This window comes from Photobacterium kagoshimensis, assembly GCF_050337045.1.
In the GTDB taxonomy this organism is placed as follows: Bacteria; Pseudomonadota; Gammaproteobacteria; order Enterobacterales; family Vibrionaceae; genus Photobacterium; species Photobacterium kagoshimensis.
Map to the genome: position 1 here is coordinate 64,187 of NZ_JAKJSO010000013.1, position 20,690 is coordinate 84,876.

14 protein-coding genes are annotated in these 20,690 nt (G+C 43.6%); 5 read left to right on the top strand and 9 right to left on the bottom strand.

Going from position 1 to position 20,690, the window contains the following annotated elements; all coding sequences use genetic code 11:
- Positions 1–154: 154 nt before the first annotated feature.
- Positions 155–1,321: a Card1-like endonuclease domain-containing protein gene (locus L4C35_RS11205; RefSeq protein WP_428462942.1), complete on the top strand. Its 1,167-nt coding sequence runs from the start codon at positions 155–157 to the stop codon at positions 1,319–1,321.
- 93 nt (positions 1,322–1,414) lie between these two features.
- On the opposite strand, the gene L4C35_RS11210 is transcribed toward L4C35_RS11205, so the two are convergent.
- Both L4C35_RS11210 and L4C35_RS11215 read right to left on the bottom strand, forming a co-directional pair.
- Positions 1,415–2,665, bottom strand: coding sequence for a hypothetical protein (locus tag L4C35_RS11210; RefSeq protein ID WP_428462943.1), 1,251 nt, complete (start codon positions 2,663–2,665; stop codon positions 1,415–1,417).
- 567 nt (positions 2,666–3,232) lie between these two features.
- Positions 3,233–4,423 carry an iron-containing alcohol dehydrogenase gene (locus L4C35_RS11215; protein ID WP_428462944.1) on the bottom strand — a complete coding sequence of 397 codons (1,191 nt, stop codon included), beginning with the start codon at positions 4,421–4,423 and terminating at the stop codon, positions 3,233–3,235.
- A 473-nt stretch (positions 4,424–4,896) separates the two neighbouring features.
- Here L4C35_RS11215 and L4C35_RS11220 point away from each other — a divergent pair, with 473 nt between their 5' ends.
- The 4 genes from L4C35_RS11220 (at position 4,897) to L4C35_RS11235 (ending at position 9,549) form a co-directional block, all read left to right on the top strand.
- The gene (locus tag L4C35_RS11220; protein WP_048900199.1) at positions 4,897–5,160 is read left to right on the top strand and encodes a GrxA family glutaredoxin; all 264 of its coding nucleotides are present in this window, start codon (positions 4,897–4,899) and stop codon (positions 5,158–5,160) included.
- A 340-nt stretch (positions 5,161–5,500) separates the two neighbouring features.
- Positions 5,501–7,183, top strand: a complete 1,683-nt coding sequence (locus L4C35_RS11225) for an aspartate:alanine antiporter (RefSeq protein ID WP_428462945.1) — start codon at positions 5,501–5,503, stop codon at positions 7,181–7,183.
- 348 nt (positions 7,184–7,531) lie between these two features.
- On the top strand, positions 7,532–8,206 hold the full coding sequence (locus L4C35_RS11230) for a response regulator (protein ID WP_428462946.1): 675 nt from the start codon (positions 7,532–7,534) through the stop codon (positions 8,204–8,206).
- Complete coding sequence (locus tag L4C35_RS11235) at positions 8,203–9,549, top strand: ATP-binding protein (RefSeq protein WP_428462947.1); 1,347 nt, start codon at positions 8,203–8,205, stop codon at positions 9,547–9,549. Before L4C35_RS11230 ends, L4C35_RS11235 begins: the two co-directional genes overlap by 4 nt.
- Before the next feature lie 112 nt (positions 9,550–9,661).
- Here L4C35_RS11235 and fabV read toward each other — a convergent pair whose 3' ends face one another.
- The 7 genes from fabV to L4C35_RS11270 form a co-directional block, all read right to left on the bottom strand.
- Positions 9,662–10,864 carry an enoyl-ACP reductase FabV gene (gene fabV / locus L4C35_RS11240; RefSeq protein WP_428462948.1) on the bottom strand — a complete coding sequence of 401 codons (1,203 nt, stop codon included), beginning with the start codon at positions 10,862–10,864 and terminating at the stop codon, positions 9,662–9,664.
- Positions 10,865–11,186: 322 nt separating this feature from the next.
- A complete protein-coding gene (locus L4C35_RS11245) occupies positions 11,187–13,271 on the bottom strand; it encodes a methyl-accepting chemotaxis protein (RefSeq protein ID WP_428462949.1) in 2,085 nt (694 codons plus the stop codon).
- Positions 13,272–13,769: 498 nt separating this feature from the next.
- Complete coding sequence (locus L4C35_RS11250; RefSeq protein WP_428462950.1) at positions 13,770–16,046, bottom strand: acyl-CoA dehydrogenase; 2,277 nt, start codon at positions 16,044–16,046, stop codon at positions 13,770–13,772.
- Between the two features lie 63 nt (positions 16,047–16,109).
- Entirely contained in the window at positions 16,110–16,784 is a 675-nt protein-coding gene (gene psrA, locus L4C35_RS11255; RefSeq protein WP_428462951.1) for a TetR family transcriptional repressor PsrA, read from the bottom strand.
- A 333-nt stretch (positions 16,785–17,117) separates the two neighbouring features.
- Positions 17,118–17,591 (bottom strand): response regulator, encoded by a 474-nt coding sequence (locus L4C35_RS11260; RefSeq protein WP_428462952.1) that lies wholly within the window; start codon positions 17,589–17,591, stop codon positions 17,118–17,120.
- Positions 17,592–17,610: 19 nt separating this feature from the next.
- Positions 17,611–18,939 carry an ATP-binding protein gene (locus tag L4C35_RS11265; protein ID WP_428463119.1) on the bottom strand — a complete coding sequence of 443 codons (1,329 nt, stop codon included), beginning with the start codon at positions 18,937–18,939 and terminating at the stop codon, positions 17,611–17,613.
- A gap of 175 nt (positions 18,940–19,114) precedes the next feature.
- A complete protein-coding gene (locus tag L4C35_RS11270) occupies positions 19,115–20,530 on the bottom strand; it encodes an SLC13 family permease (protein WP_428462953.1) in 1,416 nt (471 codons plus the stop codon).
- Positions 20,531–20,690: the final 160 nt, after the last annotated feature.

Sequence of the window (20,690 nt, forward strand, 5' to 3'; positions counted from 1 at the left end):
CCCTATGCCGTGTGGTGTTTTCAAAGCGCTTTGGTTGGCTATCTCCTATTTACTGCTGCCACACGGTCAACAATATTAGAACTAAAATCACCTCGTGCCACTGGTGACTGTATAAGCCACAGCCCACAGTGAGACACTATAAAGGTAGGAACTTATGATTACTCATGTTGGCATTATCGACCAAGACCCCGTCCGGTTGATAACCCCGTTACTAGACCATGGTGTACCCGCCAATAAAATGATTTTTATTGGTACAGAAGCGCAACGCGAACAATACGATCGCCTGTCTTCCATCTTAACGCCACGCAACATTGATGCTGAGTTTTTCGAGATCCCAGACTCCATCAACATCACTTGTATTCGCCAGCGTCTAAATGAACTCGCTGAAAAGTTAAAGCAATCACAATCTGAAGTATGGTTTAACGCCAGCTGTGGTCTACGTCATCGCTTGCTGTCTGCTTATGAAGTATTCCGCTCTTTTCATTGGCCCATTTATGTCATCGAACCTTTTAGTGATGAAATGTGCTGGCTATACCCCTCTGATCGTGAACAACAACAGGTTGAAGACCGCATTCAACTAACGGATTACCTCACTATCTTTGGTGCGCGCTGCGAACTACCAGAACAACTGGTACCCGAAGCACTTAGCGATCAACTACGCGAGTTAGGTCAACGCTGGGCAAGTTCAGCCCTCGAATTAGGCCCAGGCCTTGCAACACTAAACTACCTAGCGACAACGTGCCGCAAAGAACAATGTCTAACCGTTGCCCTTAGTGAAAAACAGCAAGGTTACCGTGAGTTAGGTATGTTACTGGCTGACTTAGAAGACACAGGGCTAGCAACGTACAAAGACGGCTCACTGACCTTCAAACATGAAGAAGCACGTCGCTTTGCCAACGGTGAATGGCTCGAAAACTTGGTGCACAGTACGGTACGTGCTATTCAAAGCGACTTACCGACGATTCAAGACCACTCTGTTGGTGTACAGGTTTACCGTAAAATTGGTGATCGTGAAGTACGTAATGAATTAGACGTTGCAACTGTGGTAAATAACAAGCTGCATATCATTGAGTGTAAAACCAAAGGTATGCGTGATGATGGTGACGATACGCTATACAAATTAGAGTCGTTACGTGATCTTCTTGGTGGCCTGCAAGCGCGTGCGATGCTAGTCAGCTTCCGTCCACTTCGTCACCATGACTTAGTGCGCGCCCAAGATCTTGGTTTAGCGATTATAGGCCCCGATCAACTTGGTGAACTTGAGCAACACCTTCACCTGTGGTTAAAAGGCGCTGGCGGTTGGGAACACAACATCGCTTAATGCTATATAGATGAAATAACACCAATAAAAAAAGAGGTTGCAATGAGCAACCTCTTTTTTTCAAACTAACTCAAACAATATTTACCATCAGCGTTACTGAACAGCCGATTGCGCCGTCTCACCTTCAAGAGGCAATTCAGCCTCATCAGCACTTTCTGCATCAAGATCAACCGCTGCCGTTACTGGTTCTTCATTAGGCGCAGTTGACTCTTCATCTAGCGAAGCTGGTACAGCTAATGGTGGCGTAGCTTTTTGTTCAAGCTGTAATTTCAGCGCCAATATCTCAGCTTGCTGTTGATTCACCAAGGCTTCTAATGCTGCTGCACGCTGGCTCACTTCATTGGTTTTCAATGATGTTTTAGCCACATACTGTAAACGTGCTGACTTAACATTATTGGTGATTAACGTTGCTTGGGTGCGAATAGGTTGATCACGTAAGTCTTGGTCATTCAATGCCTTAGATATTCTCAGCAACTTATTCTCCATTTCTAGAATGAAGTCTTCATGCTGATCTTTACTCAGATCACGCATGGTACTCACTTCCAATGCGATATGCGCGGCATGAGCTAATTCAAATTCGATGTCTTTAACCGCAACCTCAATCGCAGCAAAATCACGAGGCGTTGCATCTATGGTTGCTTTACCTGATTCAATTCTGATCTCGACGCGATTATAGCTCAGTGGCGCATAGTAACGCACATCATTGCGACGATGTTGATCAAGCTGAACTTCTAACGGCGCGATATAAATCTTCTTGACCGTTTTCACCTCTAAACTGTGCGCACGTTCCAAATACTCATCTTGCTTTTTACGTGCTTGGCTGACATCTTCACGATCAATGTAGTGAAACAAGCGGGCGTACAAACGGCCAATACGGGTATATTCAGAACGGTAATATTTCTTCGCGTCTAAGCTATCTAAATACTGCATCTGCGCCATCGCAGGTGCAAGTATCTCATCAGCTTCTTCCTTCAAGCGCTCTAATGCCTTCATTTGTGTTTCAACAACAGTGATCTCATCGTTGAAACGATCCAAATAGGTCGAGGAAGAAAAGAGTGAATAGCTCTTTAAGGCAAGATCAGGGTTGTTGACGAGCTCTTTATAGATCCCGTCCGCTTTAGCCCAGCTCGACTGCATCAGGGCAAACTTCTCAGGTGAATAAATTTCTAAAAATTCGATTCCTTGTAGCTTTTTTTCCCAAGAGTTATGACGCTGTAGACTATTTTGATAAGCATTTTCAGCGTTTATCTCAACCGTCGCCGACTGAGGTTCGCTGGTACTCTGACAAGCACTCAATAAAGCAGCACATACCGCTAACATGGCCACTTTACGAAATGGGTTCATACTGTAATCCGTAATAATTATTATTTTTAAGCGATTTACTCTGTTACTTTCATGAAGTAATCATAATTTCAGACAAAATCGTAATTTATTTGCTTATTTTTTCGTATTTAAGTAATAGTAACCGACCCTCATCGGGTACTAAAGCCTTTATTTGTAATAAAGCGCAGCATGAAGAGCCTCACTTCTGTAGATATGGTGCTGGTGATTTACTGAGACCACGTTATTTCTTTGCTTCCTGCGATTCTAAATTATGACAAAGGCCACCAGTATAGACCCCACCAAATGCTAAAAATTCCGCAGCGACGCAACAATTTTTACCCGAGTGCATCAATCGGCTAAAATGAAGGATGATAGATAAGCGATACAAAAGCAATACCACACGAGGGGCTCTCACTTGTACCAATCAGAGGGAAGTATTCAGGCTCTTGTCTAATAAAAGTTACACCGACAAGAGCACTAATAACAAGGCGTAGATGCCGTTAATCCTTTGCTCTAGCTGAAAATATCACAACGCAGTCACGAACAATTTCAAGCATAAAAAACGATCAGTTAGCTCACCAACCAATACTAGTCATTTCCTATTGTTGTATGATCCAGTCTTGTTCCACAACAGTCGCAAATTTGCTCTAAAATACCCAATAGACGTTCCTTATTGAGCGGTAAGGGATTTCCTTTGATCGCATTCGATAGCATGGCATCTTCCGCGACTTCACTGAACATAGTATCGCAAAAACCGTACTCACTCACCGCGGGTAAATTCAAACGGCGTAACGTCCGTTTGGTCCATGTGATCCCGTCTGAAATTTCTGCATTCATACGCCCAGTTAGCAAGCATGCCAACTGACGATAGCGGTTCAGTACATCCGCACGGCCTGCCTCGCGCGCCGCTAAGACATTTTCTTGCATGACATAAGGCGATAAATGCGCGGTGATCAAACCATGTGGCGCTTGTAGTCGCCCCCCCAGCGCAGATGCTAATCCATGCGCAGCACCTAGCTTGGCATTCGCCAAAGCCATGCCACCCAACATCGCGGCAAAAGCCATGTCTGAACGAGCTCTTGGATCATCATCTTCACAAGCCGCAATAATTGCGCCCGCTAATCGGCGTAGGCCCTCTTCACAAATCATATCTGTGAGTGGATTTGGGTCGCCACAGACATAAGCTTCCATCAGGTGGGTAAAGGCATCCATACCACAACATGCTGACCTCACAGGATCCATGCCATAAGTTAGTGTGGGATCAACTATCGCCATATCAGGTAACATATCAGGGCTACGTAAGCTCACTTTGACATTTTCTTGAGCGGATCGAAGCACCGCATTTTTACTGACTTCGGATCCTGTTCCAGCCGTAGTTGGGATAGCGATGAAAGGCAAAGGTTTGGCTTGCAGAGGAACATTACGCCCGACGACTTCTACATAGTCATAGACGCTGCCTTGGTTAGGAATAAGGGCCGCTAGCGCCTTACCTGAATCTAAAACACTCCCCCCACCTATTGCTACTACCATATCAGGGCGAAACTTACGTCCCATCGCAGCCATCTCTTCGATCATGGCAATTAACGGCTCGCCATGTACAGCAACTTGCTGATAGCGCATGTTCTGCTGCTTAATATAATTAATGATGGGTTCGGAGCGAGCTGAGTCTTTACCTGTTACCAGTAGAACACTGTACCCAAACTGATTAAATGTACTTAAAGAGTTATTGAGCGCCCCTTCCCCAAAGACTATCCGTGTTGAAGTCATAAATTGAAACATAGCTACCCCTACTACTCAATTTGAAAAATCCATTCGTATTATTTCAAACTCTGATAATACGAATGCACTCTATATCCCTGCGGCATCTCCCTACGTTGCAACCTTTTAGCGGTTGTAATCTTGATATTAAGCAAGTTTACCCAGTGTTCATCTTATGTACTGCTAATAACTAGCGAATAGTCACAATTGAGACAATCAAGCGTTCCCAGTGTCATCCAACTGCCTTCTTTTTCCATTTATCCGTCACTAGAGCCCATAGCCTAGTCCCATTAAATAATGGCATGACACCTAACAGCCACAATGAGCGCCGAGCTTTACGCTCGGTTCTTTGCTTCCTAAATTCATAAAAAGCCAACCCTTATCGGAAAAATAACCATCAATCGGTTTTCTCTATCACATCAAGTGATAAATCCCACTTCCTCATCGCCGTGAGCCACGATATAGTAATCCCAATTGATTTAAGGAGAGAGTGTATGTTCGTTGTTATTTTTGGTCGTCCGGGTTGCCCATTCTGTGTTCGTGCTAAAGACCTAGCAGAAAACCTAAAAGAAAGCCGTGAAGACTTTAACTACCGCTACGTAGATATTCACGCTGAAGGTATCAGCAAAGCTGACCTAGAAAAAACAGTGGGTAAGCCTGTTGAAACAGTGCCACAAATCTTCGTTGATCAAGAGCATATTGGCGGCTGTACTGAATTTGAAGCATACGCAAAAGAAAACTTGGATCTTTTCCAATAATCCTCTCTGCGTAATACCGCTACGTAACTCGGTACTGTATTAAAGATATAATGCCGAACATTACGACCTGTTAAAGCCAGTTTTAACTGGCTTTTTGTTATTTTATTACCGTTAACTCAAGTAAAATCTGGCATAACTTTTTCATCCCATTGAATAAATTATCACGCCTCTCATGACACACCGCACCCCGTCCTGTTTCCACCTGTTTTTACAGCACTTTTCCGTATTAAACTCAACGTATTATTGGAAAAAAATATTTCACTAAAAATCTATAACCTCCCCCTAAAATCAGATAAACTTCACACACTCATCGCGTGCCCATTGTTCCGGAAAATTTGTTGTGAATATCGACGTTGCAGCTTTGCTTCACCAAAATGATATTTTGTTGCTCTTTGTTGTTCTTGCTGTTGGCTTAAGCGTCGGAAAAATCCGATTCGCTAATTTGCAATTAGGCAATTCTATTGGCGTTCTACTCGCCGCCCTTCTCCTCGGTAATGCAGGCTTTACCTTTAATACAGAAGCGTTAAATATTGGCTTTATGCTATTTATTTTTTGCGTGGGTATTGAAGCGGGCCCTAACTTTTTCGGTATCTTCTTTCGAGACGGAAAACACTACCTCTTATTAGCACTCGTCGTACTACTGACTTCGATTGCAATTACCATGACGATGGCTGAACAACTCAACCTTGGTGTTGGTTTAGCAACTGGCTTAATGGCAGGTTCACTCACCGCTACGCCTGTTCTGGTAGGTGCAAAAGATGCGCTGAATGGCGGGTTAGCTGGTATCACAGATAGCACAGCCATTCAGCAAATGGTTGATAGCTTGAGTGTGGGCTATGCAATGTCTTACCTTGTTGGTCTTGTTAGTTTAATTATGCTGGCGAAGCTGATGCCTAAACTGCAAAAGCAAAATCTGGCAGAGTCGTCCCAACAAATCGCGAAAGAACGGGGTATTGGTGAAGTCGGCCAACGCAAAGTCTACTTACCGATAATTCGCGCTTACCGAGTTGGTCCAGAGCTGATTAACTGGATTGATGGTAAAAACCTACGAGAGCTAGGCATTTACCGCCAAACGGGTTGTTATATCGAGCGCGTACGTCGTAATGGCATTCTAGCGAACCCAGATGGTGATGCTATTTTGCAAGAAGGTGACGAGATTGCACTTGTGGGTTACCCCGACAGCCACGCACGATTAGACCCTAGCTTCCGTAACGGTAAAGAAGTCTTCGATCGTGACCTGCTTGATTTACGTATTGTTGAAGAAGAAATCGTGGTTAAAAATGACAATATTGCAGGCAAGCGTTTATCTGATTTGAACTTATCAGAGTACGGCTGTTTCTTGAACCGTGTAGTACGTGCGCAAATCGAAATGCCGATGGATCACAATATCTTGCTTGATAAAGGTGATATCTTGCAGGTTAGTGGCGAAAAAAGCCGCGTGTTAGGATTAGCTGAACGCATTGGTTTCATCTCAATTCACAGTCAAATTGCCGATCTTTTAGCATTCTGCTGCTTCTTCATTATCGGTATGCTAATCGGTAGCATTACCATGACCTTTGGCCACATCGCCTTTGGTTTAGGGAGTGCGGCAGGTTTGTTGATTGCAGGTATTACACTGGGCTTCCTACGAGCTAACCACCCAACTTTTGGTTATGTCCCACAAGGGGCGCTTAATATGACCAAAGATCTAGGCTTAATGGTTTTCATGGCAGGTATTGGTTTAAGTGCTGGTTCTAACCTGTTTGATTCTCTGTCTGAAGTTGGTTTTGCGGTGTTCGCGACTAGCATCATGGTGAGTGTGATCCCTGTTGTTGTCGCTTATCTGTTTGGTGCTTACGTGCTAAAAATGAACCGCGCCCTGCTGTTTGGCGCTATCATCGGTGCCCGCACCTGTGCACCAGCCATGGATATGATTAATGAGCACGCCCGCAGTACTATCCCAGCATTAGGTTATGCAGGTACATACGCAATAGCTAACGTACTGCTAACTATCGCAGGTACACTGATCATGATCCTATATTAAGCGTCCGTAACTAAAACAAGACTTCAAACCATAAAAGCAGCGCTCATACAAAGCGCTGTTTTTTTTTGGTGGTCACATTTTATAAGTGCGGCATTGGTATAAGTCAGCCCCTATTCAGTCATATTCGTTACACTCTTATGCTTCGAACACAACCCATGTACGTAACGGCCTCGTCGATAACATGTGCTTTTTCGTTCATTTAAGTGTCACTCGTGACAATTTAGACTCTATGTTCGGGCGCTGAATCAGAAAACCTTGAGTTAGTCACAGATTTACCATCTTGATATTCGCAAGGTTCTCATCTATTCAGTATATTCAATGAAATACATTTATCTGGGTACTCATATTATGCGAATTCTTATCGTCGAGGATGATTCAATCCTCAGTCATCACCTTAAATCCCAGCTTACCGAATTAGGTAATCAAGTTCAGTGTGCCGATACCGCAGAAGAAGGTCTATTCTTCGCAAAAAATTACCCTAACGACATCGCAATTGTCGATATTGGCTTACCAGACCGAGACGGCATCAGCTTAATCAAAGATATGCGAAAACAAGGCTTACGACTGCCAATTTTGATCTTAACAGCCCGTTCAAACTGGCAAGACAAGGTAACAGGCCTAGAAGCTGGTGCTGATGATTATTTAGTGAAACCCTTCCAAAAAGAAGAAATGGTGGCGCGTTTAAGCGCGCTTGTTCGCCGTAGTGCTGGTTTTGTTAAGCCGGAAATGTCTGCAGGACAAATTCGGGTAGATTTACTCGCTAAACAAGTCTTTATTGATGAGAACCCACTTGAGCTAACAGCCTTCGAATATGACTTGCTTGAGTATCTGATGCGCCATAGCCGCCAAGTTGTTTCTAAGCAGCGCTTATTGGATGTGCTTTACGAAGACCAAGAAGGCGATCCAAACACAATCGAAGTTATGATCAGCCGTTTACGTAAAAAAATCGTCAAAGCTGGCCAAGATAACCCTATTTCAACCATTCGTGGTCAAGGGTATATTTTTGAGCTGCACGCTCAATGAGTAATATTATTCAACCTCGATTACGCCGCCGAGTACTCGTTACTTCGGTGGCCATTATTGTCTTAATAACCTCTGCACTCGCAGGGGTTATTAACCAACTTTACACCCAAAGCTATATTGCCGCTTACTCATCAGATCTCGCAACCCAAATGCCAATGGTGGTTGCTCAGCTTAATCGTGCTGGTTTGATCAAAGATGTGGATAAATGGATTCAATCTATAGACCCGTCTAAAACAGACTATATGTCTGTAGTGTGTAACCAAAAATCGGAAACGGTTTGGTTATCCGACGATGCCAAAGATGCCAAGCTCAGTAATATTTGTGAAGATGTGCCAGATGAACTGTTTGCCCCGAATCTGATCCAAAACAGCGAAGGCGTTAACTTTATTGTCTCGAACTTTGGTACTGAACATAAAGAAGATGGCAATACATTCCGCCTTGTTGTTCTCCGTTCTGGGGACGATTACGCATCGGCTTTATCGCAACTCCATAAGCGCACCACCTTTTACCTCGGCCTGTTTGTACTGATCGCCGTTGCCTTTTTGATTGCCGCATTCCATTGGAGCTTCCAGCCCTTACGCAAACTAGCAAACCAGTTAGACCAAATGACCGAATCAAAGCGTGAGGCCTTAGATCAAGACTACCCCATGGAGTTACAAGAAGTCACATCAGCATTAAACCGTTTAATTCGTATTACTGAAGACCAAAAAGGTCGCTACCGTCATGCCATGGATGACTTAGCTCATAGTTTAAAAACGCGCTTAGCTGCAACCAACGCTTTGCTTGATGATAAAGAACTCACCCGTAACATGCTTAATCAGCGTGTAATGGAACAGATTAGCCAAATGGATGAGTTAGTTCAATATCAACTTAAACGCGCCATGATGGGCCAGCAAGGTCTACAGAAAGCCATGACCGAGTTAAAACCGACTATCGACAGTTTCCAACGCTTATTAAGCAAAGTTTACGGCGATAAAGAAGTGAACTTGATCTACAACTTTAAACCGAATATGAAGCTGCCTATTAACCGTAATGACTTGATGGAGCTGCTCGGCAACTTGTTAGAAAATGCCTACCGCTTCTGTATCAGTACAGTACAGGTGAGTGTCAAGGAGCATGCAGACCATTACATCATCATGATTGAAGATGATGGCCCTGGTGTAAACGATAAGATGCGTGAGGCTATCTTCCAGCGTGGGGTGCGTGCCGATCAACTCAACCCAGGGCAAGGCATTGGGTTATCTGTCTGCCATGAATTAGTCGACAGTTACCAAGGCCGTATTCATGTACAAACATCGAAGCTTGAAGGCGCTGCGTTTATTATTCGGTTACCTAAACACTAGCGCTATAAGCATGAATTATGGGCTAGATACGCTTTAATACTGCCCATCACAGGCATAAAAAAACCGCCCTTCAATTTAATATTGGGGCGGTTTTTCTTATCTGCAAATCGGGTTAGATGTCTTGAACATCAAACTCAACAAGCGTTGCAACGTCAGCTTCGTAGTCAATAGACTCAATACCAAAGCCAAATAGTTTCAAGAATTCATCTTTATATTCTTGGTAATCTGCAACTTCGAATAGGTTTTCGTTAGTAACAGTCGACCATAGATCACGGCAATGCTTTTGAATATCTTCACGTAGTTCCCAGTCATCTAGACGAAGGCGGTTCTCAGCATCTACTTCAGGTGCTGTACCATCTTCTTTATAAAGACGCTGTGTGAACATGCGGTGGATCTGCTGCATACACCCTTCGTGTACACCTTCTTCACGCATTTTCTTGAATACCATTGCGATGTACAGTGGCATAACAGGAATTGCAGAACTCGCCTGCGTAACAACACTCTTAAGTACCGCAACGTTGGCAGAGCCACCCGTTGTTGCTAGTTTGTCGTTAAGTGCTGTTGCTGCGCGGTCTAGGTCCATCTTCGCTTGGCCTAGTGCACCGTGCCAGTAGATTGGCCACGTAATTTCAGTACCGATGTAGCTGTAAGCTACGGTTTTACAACCGTCAGCCAGTACACCAGCTTCAGATAGTGCGTTGATCCATAGTTCCCAATCTTCGCCACCCATCACAGTAACAGTATCAGCAACTTCTTGCTCAGTTGCAGGTTCAATGCTTGCTTCAATTAATACGTCTTTGTTGGTATCAACCGCTGTTGCTGTGTACGTTTCGCCCATAGGCTTCAACGTAGAGCGAATAACTTCACCCGTTTCTGGCATTTTACGTACTGGCGATGCCAGTGAGTAAACAACCATATCAATTTGACCAAGGTCTTCTTTGATCAAATCAATTGTTTTTTGTTTTGCTTCATGAGAGAAAGCGTCGCCATTCAAGCTCTTAGAGTAAAGGCCTTCTTCTTTCGCTAGCTTATCGAATGCTGCTGAGTTGTACCAACCTGCTGTACCTGGCTTTTTCTCTGTACCGGCTTTTTCAAAGAACACACCAATAGTCGATGCGCCACCACCGAATGCCGCAGCAATACGTGATGATAGACCGTAACCACTTGATGAACCAACGACTAATACACGCTTAGGTGCATTGGCAATTGGGCCTTGTGCTTTAGTGTAAGCAATTTGCTCTTTGACGTTTTCTTCACAACCCACTGGGTGCGTTGTTGTACAAATAAATCCACGAATTCTAGGTTTGATGATCATCTTCAACTTCCCTTACATAATTGCCAGTAAGGATAAAAGGTTACTGACATTTTCGCATTACATTTATAGTCGAAATTGCTAAAAATCACAGTGGTTGGAGGTGTTATCGCAGCAAATTGACACTTTAAATACCTTTTAACACCTTAATATTAATGGCATGTACACCTATTCGTACAGTTTATCATCAGGTTGAATGTCATTACCCTTTAGTGAGTATTTGTGTAAATCATCGCCTAATACCACATAAAAAAGCTGACTCAATTCTGAGCCAGCTTTTTATAATCAGCAATACTGCACTATCGCATATGCTTCAGCCGTTAAACTAAAACTTAAAGTGACTGATTTTCTCGCTAACGTCCTTCGTATAGCCAGAGACTTTCTCACACTCTTGTTGAGACAGTTGAGACCCTTCACCGATTTCTTCGGCTGCATCATTAATTGCAACAATGCTGCGGTTAACCTCCTCGGTAACTGCCGCTTGTTCCTCTGCTGCACTGGCAATTTGATGGGCCATGTCTTGAATTTTGTCGCTTTGTACGCTGACTTCATTCAATGCTTTAACCGCTTCTTCTGCATGAGACATACACAAGTTACTCAATTCTCTATTCTTCTGCATCGTTTCCACGGCTTGCTTACTGCTACCACGTAAAGCATCAATCATCAGCTGAATTTCATCTGTTGAATCAGATGTTTTCGTTGCAAGGTTACGAACTTCATCAGCAACAACGGCAAATCCCCGCCCTTGCCCACCCGCACGAGCGGCTTCAATCGCAGCATTCAAAGCTAACAAGTTCGTTTGTTCAGAAATATTGCGTATGACATCTAAGATACTGCCAATGCCGTTACTCTGTACTTCGAGCTGCTCTATCACCTCTGTTGCCTCAACAACATTCTGCGCTAAATTTCGTAAACCATTGGCATTCGCTTCAACAACTTGCTGTCCTTGATTCACCGAGTGCTGCGTGAGTGACGCCGCATCAGCCGTTTCTTGCGCATTATCCGAGACACTGTGCGCAGTCGAAGACATTTCATTGGTAGCTGTTACTACTTGCTCAATTTCTTGGCGCTGCGCCAAAATATTCGTTTGACCTTGTGATGCCACCGCTGCCGTTGCCGATACACTTTCTGTCAGTGAATCAACTGACCCCGCAATATCACTAACAATACCTCGCACGTCACCAATAAAGGTATTCAAATGCTTGGCAAGTTGGCCGGTTTCATCCTTACGGTTAATATCTATAAATTGTGTTAAGTCTCCACCTGATTGTGTTAGTGCTTTCACTCGTGTCACTAACACACTTATAGGTGCAACAATCGATAGTGATACAAACCATATCAAAATAAGCCCTATCAAGCCTGCAATTGAGCCGACTATCATTTGTCCCGTCAGGTTATCTGAAAATCGTTTAACAACGGTATCAACAATGGCTTGTGCATTCGCAAGCGCTAAATCTTCAGGGACAATAACGATAACCTCCCACTGTGTCTGCGTACCACTCGTTTCGAACCCTGCCGTCGCAATGAGATCGTTACCATTAATAATGGTTTCTCCAACTTGTCGAGACAGTAATAATTTATTCAGTGATGTAGTAGCAAAGTTTTTACCAATATTAGATGGATCTGCACTATCAGCACTAATTATACCGAGTGAACTCAAAATAATAACGCGAGAGTTACCACTTAATATGTTCGTCGACGTCGTTTTAGCTAAGGATTGTAAAAATGCCAGGGAATAATCCGCACCAAACATACCAACAAACTCACCGTCACGTAAAATAGGCGCAACAAATGAACTCATTAACGTCGAAACACCTTGAATTGTGTAACTAGCAGGGTCAATAACACATGGTTTTTTCTTTTCCATCGGGCATAAGTACCACTCGGAGTCACGGACACCCGTTGATGTGACATTACGGTTGTAATAAGGATATGTTTCCTCTAATACAATATCACCCGATGGAGAACGATTATAGTAAGGACTAAATGAACCATTTGGTTGAGAGTATGGGTCATTAATATAATTATTAGATTGCCCATTAAATTTATTATGTTCCCAGCCAGAGTAAATACCAATAATACTATCCTGATTCTTAATGGTATTACCTAGCAATGTAATTAAGCCATCTCTTGATATTTTAGGGTCGGTACCACTGAATGCTGACGAGTAACTACTAACAAGATCTATTGCTTCATTAAATTCAGCATTGATTTTATTTGCTTCAACTTGCGCAGATAAACTGAGTTGCTCCATCAAAGCACTTTCAGCATCCGTTAAAATAAGCACTTCTAATTCATCAAGTAAATCTTTTCCACTAAAATGGCTGTACCCTGCCATTGCTAACGTTACGGTTAACAAACTCGCGCCACCAAACAACATTAAATGTTGTTTAATACTGGAGAACTGCATATCAATCCCTTTACTAATTTCATTTTTATTAACGTAAAAACAATGAATAAATATTCCCACTGTTTAATTTCATTCTAAAACAAAAAATATCACCCTCCTTTCATTCTGAAAATAAAAATAAGAGCAATATTTTTCTTTGTTAAAAACCTAGCACAAGGATATATTTCGAACAAAACACTTTTGTCATATAAATATAAACAGGATATTTTTGACCCATGCATTCTAATATGGAATTAATATTTGTTAAGCCACCCAGAATCAAACTTGTTAGTTGTTAATAATGACTAACACCATTGTTATTAGTTATAATTAATTAACTCAATATGTTTCACATATTAAACGCTATAAACAGCATCAATGTAAAAAACTATTAATTCATAAAGAATTAAACTTGCATAACGCCAGCATATTATTCGAAGTAACTTTATCTACAATAAAAAACACCACGCTTTTGCGTGGTGTCTTCATTCTTCAATCGTTTGATTAACTAGTGTACCATCAAGCAGCCTTACCTGATTCAAGTGTGATACGAGTAAACTCATCAGATGCAAAATCATCCACCGAAATAGCACGGCGACGAAGCGCATCCGCGTGGTTCATTTTTTCGACTTCGTGGTCCGTAATCAAGCCAGAGGCCAATGCAAGTTCCAACTTTTCAGCTAACGTTGCTTTACGCGGGATGTCACCCGCTTTGATTGCTTTAATCAATTTACGATCGATGTCTTTCACATCTTGCAGCGCGATAAAGGCACGCTCCATGATCGCAATCGGATCACCGTCCTTCTCTCCGACATAACAAAGTTTGGTTAAGCGGTCACGATGCGCACCTGGGGTCATGAGTAATTGTGCAATTTCAACCGTCACCTCATCTTTTGGCGCTTGATAGCGAATGCCTAGCGGGAACAGCAAGGTACGTAATAAGCGACCCACCCCTTTACGTGGGAAGTTGTTCATCACTTCATCAAACGCGACACCACACTGATGCAGACAATGCTGAAGAGCATAATGCACCATAGGCAAATCGGTTTGTTGGCGTCCTTCATCTTCGAAACGCTTAAGTGTTGCAGATGCTAGATACAGGTGACTCAACACATCGCCCAAACGTGCCGAAACAAGTTCACGGCGTTTTAGCTCGCCACCAAGGCTGAGCATAGAGAAGTCCGCTGCGACAGCCAGTGCACGGCTCATACGTGAAAGATGGCGATAATATTCCGCCGTTTCACCACTGACTGGCGCTTTATTAAAGCGCGAACCAGTAAATGCATTCAGCAAGGATTTAGAAACATTACCAATCGCAAAACTGATGTGTTTACCTAATAAGGCATCAAATTCTTTTGCACCTTGAGCCACATCTGGGTTTGCCGCGGCTTCCATTTCACTTAAAACGAAAGGATGACAGCGGGTTGCCCCCTGACCAAAAATCATCAGGTTACGTGTAAGAATGTTAGCCCCTTCCACGGTAATAGCCACTGGCATCCCAAAGTAATGATGACCAAGGTAGTTCTTAGGCCCCATTTGGATAGCACGCCCAGCATGGATATCCATCGAGTCATTAAGAATCGTACGTGCCATTTCCGTCATATGGTATTTTGCAATGGCAGTCACAATGCCCGGTTTTTCACCTTGGTCGAGCGAGGTGGTGGTTAAGGTGCGCGATGCTTCAAGCATATAGGTGAAACCACCGATACGCCCCATTGCCTGTGCTACACCTTCAAAATTACCAATCGACATGCCAAATTGCTTACGAACATAGGCATAAGCCCCTGTGGTGCGTGCCGTCATATGGCCTACCGCCGCCCCCAGTGCTGGCAATGAAATACCACGGCCTGCCGACAAACATTCCACCAGCATACGCCAGCCTCGACCTGCAAAGTCTTGACCACCGATAATCCATTCCATTGGAATGAACACATCATTACCGCGTGTCGGCCCATTCATGAATGCCATATTGAGTGGGTCGTGGCGCATGCCCACTTCTACCCCAGGGTGATCAGTTGGAATTAACGCACAAGTAATACCAAGATCTGTCTTATCACCTAGCAATCCATCAGGATCTTGTAACTTAAACGCAAGACCAAGCACAGTAGAAACAGGTGCCAGCGTGATATAGCGTTTATCCCAACTTAGCTGGATCCCTAACACTTGCTCGCCTTCAAACTCACCATAACAAACCGTCCCCTGATCGGGGATACCACCAGCATCCGATCCCGCTTCTGGGCCCGTTAGAGCGAAGCATGGAATGTCATCGCCATTGGCTAAACGTGGTAACCAATAATCTTTTTGTTCTTGCGTGCCGTAATGGGTTAATAACTCACCAGGGCCTAATGAATTAGGCACCATGACACACACCGCCGCACTCAAACTTCGCGTAGCAATGCGGGTGACTATGGTTGAGTTCGCTAACGCCGAGAAGTCCATTCCGCCATATTCTTTACCAATAATAAGTGATAAGAATTTCTCTTTACGCAGGTATTCCCATACCTCTGGTGGCAAGTCTCGGTCTTCTTGCACAATTTTGTAGTCATCTAACATCGCCAACAAGGTTTCAAGCTTGGTGTCGATAAATGTTTGCTCTTCATCCGTGAGCTGAGGTTTAGGGTAATTCAGTAGCGTATTCCACTCAGGGGAACCACCAAAGAGCTCACCGTCCCACCAAACACTACCCGCTTCCATCGCTTCTCGCTCGGTATCCGATAGTGGAGGCAGCACTTTTTTAAACATCTTAAAAGCGGGCTCACTGAGATAGCGTTGACGCAAATTTGTTAAAGTGCTCATTTTTCAGGTCCTTTTGTCTCATTTATCGATGATCGACTATTTATTTTTATATCTACGTAGGCATTACAGAGTTCCAGTTTGCTCATCACTGACTAGCGAAAAGCTTTGTTCTATCGGTGCAGCGACACCTGCTGCCAAATATGGCACTAGGCTATCAATAAGATCGGCTGTGGTTACTTTGCGAGAGAAATCATTCTCTGCGATTTGACGCAATGCCGTGCTTGACGCCATAGTGAAAACAGACGCGCCAAGGGTGAAGTGCAGCCGCCAGAAAAGGGTTTCAGGATCTAAAGATGGATTTGCACGGCACACAGCATTAGTAAAGAGGTTCAAAACATCTGAATATTGCGTAACAATAAACCAGCGAAGGTGTCCTTGAACATCGGTATAACCTCGACCAATCAAAGACATAAAGTTACTTGCACCGTATGGGCGGAAATCATCAAGTTGGACTAAAGGGCGCTTGATACAATGAAATACATCTTCCATGGTGATTTCATCGCGAGATAAAAGCGCTTCAAGTTCTTCTATCAACACAGGGACAAACTGCTCTAAATAGCGGCCCAACACTGCACGTATTAAGGTTTTCTTATCACCATAGTGATAGTTCACCGATGCGAGATTAACGCCAGCTTTACTGGTGATAGTACGTAACGAGGTTTCGTTAAAACCATGTTCCGCAAAAAGCAGTTCAGCGGCATCCAGAATTCGCCCTTTTGTTTCTCCTTTCACTGCCATTTTCATTCACCTGTATTAAACACATGTTTGAACTTTACATCTCATCATGTTTTTTAACAAGTATTAAACACTTTATCTCACTTCTAGTGATCACAGATCTAATGATACCTTATGCACATATTGCGTAGCTTAAGGCGCGACTAAGAAGCAGTAAAGAAAGGTCGAAAACAGGTAGGAAGAAAAGGATTAAATTTTTTGTGGAAATAGTGGGAACATTTTGCTCAATTGCAGGTCATATATAATGCCACTGCTTTTTCTTAGAAGATATTCTTCAAAGCCTGTTCACTGCTATGAACAGGCTTTCTTTCGTTTAGAGGCTAGCGTTATTCAACGTTAGCGTAACCGCCTAAAGACAACGGTATTATCCAGAATATCTGTCCATTGTTGATAATCTAACCCCATATCAAACACATACTCGGTAATGAGAGAACGCGCTGTTGTTAACAATACATCGGCTTTCCATGGTTTTTCAAAGTAGCTTTCGATACGTGCTCGGTTAATGGCGGCAATGGTATCTTGATGGGTTGCCTGTCCTGTTAATAGCACCTTTTTAGTTGCATAAAAGCGCGGATCTTGTGAGATCTCAGTCAGCAGCTCTACCCCTGTTTTCCCCGGCATAACGTGATCTGAAATCACCAGTGCGATGTACTCTCCTTCCGCATCTAGCTCATCCATCAGCTCTAACGCTTCGTCTGCCGATTCGCAATCTTCCACATGAAAATAATCATTAAGCGGCGCAAGATCTTTGAGTACGGCGCTTAAGACTTCCCTTTGATCATCTACACAGATGATGTTCAACTTTTCCATAACCGTTCCTTACAAATTGCTAAACTATAGGCAGTTTGATTCTAAATTTGGTTTTATCTTCATCGCTTTTCAATGCAATCGTTCCGCCATAGCTATGTACTATGCGCTGAACAATTGACAGTCCTAACCCCAAGCCAAAAGATAAGCCGCCTTTTTTGGTGGTGAAATTAGGTTGGAATATTTTCCGACGAGTGACTTCGTCGATCATTGGGCCATTATTGCTAATGGTGATCATGAGGCGGTTCTTGGAGTAACGGGTAATAATTTCAATCTTAGGTTCGTCCGTTTGCTCCATGGCATCGCACGCATTTTTAATAATATTGACCCACACCTGCACTAATTCCGTCGAACTGGCCGTAATAGTCGGTAAGACAGCTGGACGTAAAATAACGTTAACGCGCCGTAAATTACTCTGCAGCAAAGCCAGTGACTTATGGATGGTGTCATTCACGTCCACATCAGATTGATGATCCTGATCACTGCCCCCTAGCTGCTTCACTGAACGCACAATATTGGCAGCATGCTTGGCGGCAATGCGCATATCATGTAGATCTCGCCCCACATCCCAGTACTGTAGCGCTTCATCAATATTGTCAAACCAATACGCTGGCACCTCCCCCTGCGGTAAAGCGCGAGCAAGTTGGCGTGCTTGATCACGGCTAAGCTGAGGATATTGCAACAACAATTCTTTGGCGCGTTGCCGTACTTGTGCTGAGGTACTGGATTGTCCCTCGCAAATACCTAAATCAATAAATGGCGAGGCATTCGGTTTGTTTTCTTCTAAAAACTGACAAATCGCCCCTTGAACAATCTCGGTTTTACTACTTAACACCCCAACAGCATTATTCAGCTCATGGGCAATGCCTGCTGCGAGTTGACCTAGTGTTGTCATTTGTTCGGCAGCATACAGTTTTTGTAGGGCCTTTTCTTTCTCAATTGCTTGCAGTCCAGTCAACATTTGGCGTTGCGCCAACTCATGCACCATGACGGGCATAAACTGCTCTCTGAGTGAGCCAAACGTTGCCACATCAACGGCTGGGATCGTAAGATCTATCCACGCCAAGACGCTGTCTTTCTCGGCAATCACCGTAGTAGAAGCTTGCTGGGTCTGAGCAAAAAAACTGTGAACGCCAAAGAACATACCCGGCTCAACGCTGAATACTTTTGCGGTTAACTCATTCTTTTCTGCATTCAAGTATCCTGAAAGCTCACCACTTTTCACCCAATAAAGGCGATCATTGAAGCCATCTTGTTTAAGGACTTGCGTACCCGCTTTCACGGTTTTGGTTCGGCTTGTCTCCTGAAAGTAAACATCAATAATACGCTGCAGTGCGGCAGGACGATGTATACCTTTAGAAGCCACTTTTTGAGCTATCGAATCACGATTGTTCATGTCTGACATTGTTGTTGCCATAAAAAGCGGTTATCTCCCAATATCACAGAGTAGAGTTTTCATCGTTCAGAATAGTGGCTATCAGTTTGGCGCATTTCTCTGCGCCAAACTGTGATAGTTGCAAAGCTCTTTAAATGAAATTCACCAGGTGCAATAGCCACACCATGATAAAGCTCATGATCACACCCACCACACCGATGATCACACCGACACGCGCCATTTGATTACTTTCAACATGGCCCGTTGCATGTGCCAATGCATTAGGTGGCGTACTTATAGGTAAAGACATACCCAGTGATGCTGCAAAGGTTACAATCAAGATTAAGGTGATCTCACCACCAAGAGGAACCAGGCTTGCCATAGAGGTGCCCAGTGCTGCCATAATTGGCATTAATAAGTTAGCCGTTGCGGTATGAGACATGAAGTTTGCCATGATTAAACACAAAGCTGCCGCGCCAACAAGCACAACGTACGGTGAGTAATCATCAAACGGAATACTGTGCACTAACAAACGCGCTAAACCCGTCTGATCCAGTGCTAAGCCCAATGCAATACCACCAGAGACCAACCACAGCACATCCCACGAAATTTTCTTTAAATCTTCTTTATTGATGATCCCGGTTAGCGAGAAAACAGCGACCGGAATTAATGCCACTGTGTAAGAGTTCATCCCGTGAGTCGATCCCATCAGCCACAAAATAATCGTCAGGGCAAAAGTGACATAAACCGTGATCGCTTTCGGTGTTTTAAGGAATTTACCTTTAATGGTTAATTCAATTTTCTCTTGTTTAGCAGGAAATAATTTATTAATTAACACCCATGCGAACATCAACAACACCGCTACAAAAGGTACGCCAAACATCATCCATTCACCGAAGGTAATTAAGTTTTCACCTGTCAGGTATTTAAGGGCTATGGCATTGGGCGGGGTACCAATCGGGGTACCAATACCGCCGATATTGGCTGCAACGGGAATACAAAGTGCAAAAGCAATTTTACCTGGGTCACGATCACCAAATAGCGCAATCACCGGCGCTAAGATCGATAACATCATCGCTGTCGTTGCCGTGTTTGACATAAACATCGAGAACACTGCAGTGATCAGCATAAGGCCAAACATCACGTACTTGGGTTGATGGCCAAACGGCTGCAGTAAGACACGGGCTAAGTTAACGTCAAGTCGATACTTAGTCGCCGCCATTGCAAGGAAAAAGCCCCCGAGAAATAGCATGATTATGGGACTAGCAAAGGTCGCCATAATATCGCTATAGGAAAGCAGCTCACCAAAATGCGCTTGGCCATGATCCAAACGGAAAAGGTATAAACCTTTATCAGAGAGCAGCAGCAACTCTAGAACAATTATCACAACCGAAGTGGCATAGATAGGAATAGGCTCCATCACCCAACATAAAGCCGCCAACAAAAAGATAGCAATAACACGCTGCTGAATGACTGTCATTCCTTCAACAGGAAATGCCGATGCAGGTAGCAGTAGAATGATCACAGGGATCAGGATCGGAATGATATACCGAAGATATTGACGCATGCTTGAATATTCCCTTAAACACTAATTTGAATCTTGTTAGCGAACAGGCTGATAATGAAAAATCCGTGTTCGCATGCTACTCCGTTTGGTGTCCGCCAAACCAAGCAACTTAATACTTTAGTAGTAAGAGTTATATTGCGCGGTTACTGCTGTGTTTTCA

What these genes read in the sequence shown, in the direction of transcription:
- L4C35_RS11205 (WP_428462942.1), top strand. Translation starts at nt 155, where the DNA reads ATGATTACTCATGTTGGCATTATCGACCAAGACCCCGTCCGGTTGATA.
- L4C35_RS11210 (WP_428462943.1), bottom strand. Translation starts at nt 2,665, where the DNA reads ATGAACCCATTTCGTAAAGTGGCCATGTTAGCGGTATGTGCTGCTTTA.
- L4C35_RS11215 (WP_428462944.1), bottom strand. Translation starts at nt 4,423, where the DNA reads ATGTTTCAATTTATGACTTCAACACGGATAGTCTTTGGGGAAGGGGCG.
- L4C35_RS11220 (WP_048900199.1), top strand. Translation starts at nt 4,897, where the DNA reads ATGTTCGTTGTTATTTTTGGTCGTCCGGGTTGCCCATTCTGTGTTCGT.
- L4C35_RS11230 (WP_428462946.1), top strand. Translation starts at nt 7,532, where the DNA reads ATGCGAATTCTTATCGTCGAGGATGATTCAATCCTCAGTCATCACCTT.
- L4C35_RS11235 (WP_428462947.1), top strand. Translation starts at nt 8,203, where the DNA reads ATGAGTAATATTATTCAACCTCGATTACGCCGCCGAGTACTCGTTACT.
- fabV (WP_428462948.1), bottom strand. Translation starts at nt 10,864, where the DNA reads ATGATCATCAAACCTAGAATTCGTGGATTTATTTGTACAACAACGCAC.
- L4C35_RS11245 (WP_428462949.1), bottom strand. Translation starts at nt 13,271, where the DNA reads ATGCAGTTCTCCAGTATTAAACAACATTTAATGTTGTTTGGTGGCGCG.
- L4C35_RS11250 (WP_428462950.1), bottom strand. Translation starts at nt 16,046, where the DNA reads ATGAGCACTTTAACAAATTTGCGTCAACGCTATCTCAGTGAGCCCGCT.
- psrA (WP_428462951.1), bottom strand. Translation starts at nt 16,784, where the DNA reads ATGGCAGTGAAAGGAGAAACAAAAGGGCGAATTCTGGATGCCGCTGAA.
- L4C35_RS11260 (WP_428462952.1), bottom strand. Translation starts at nt 17,591, where the DNA reads ATGGAAAAGTTGAACATCATCTGTGTAGATGATCAAAGGGAAGTCTTA.
- L4C35_RS11270 (WP_428462953.1), bottom strand. Translation starts at nt 20,530, where the DNA reads ATGCGTCAATATCTTCGGTATATCATTCCGATCCTGATCCCTGTGATC.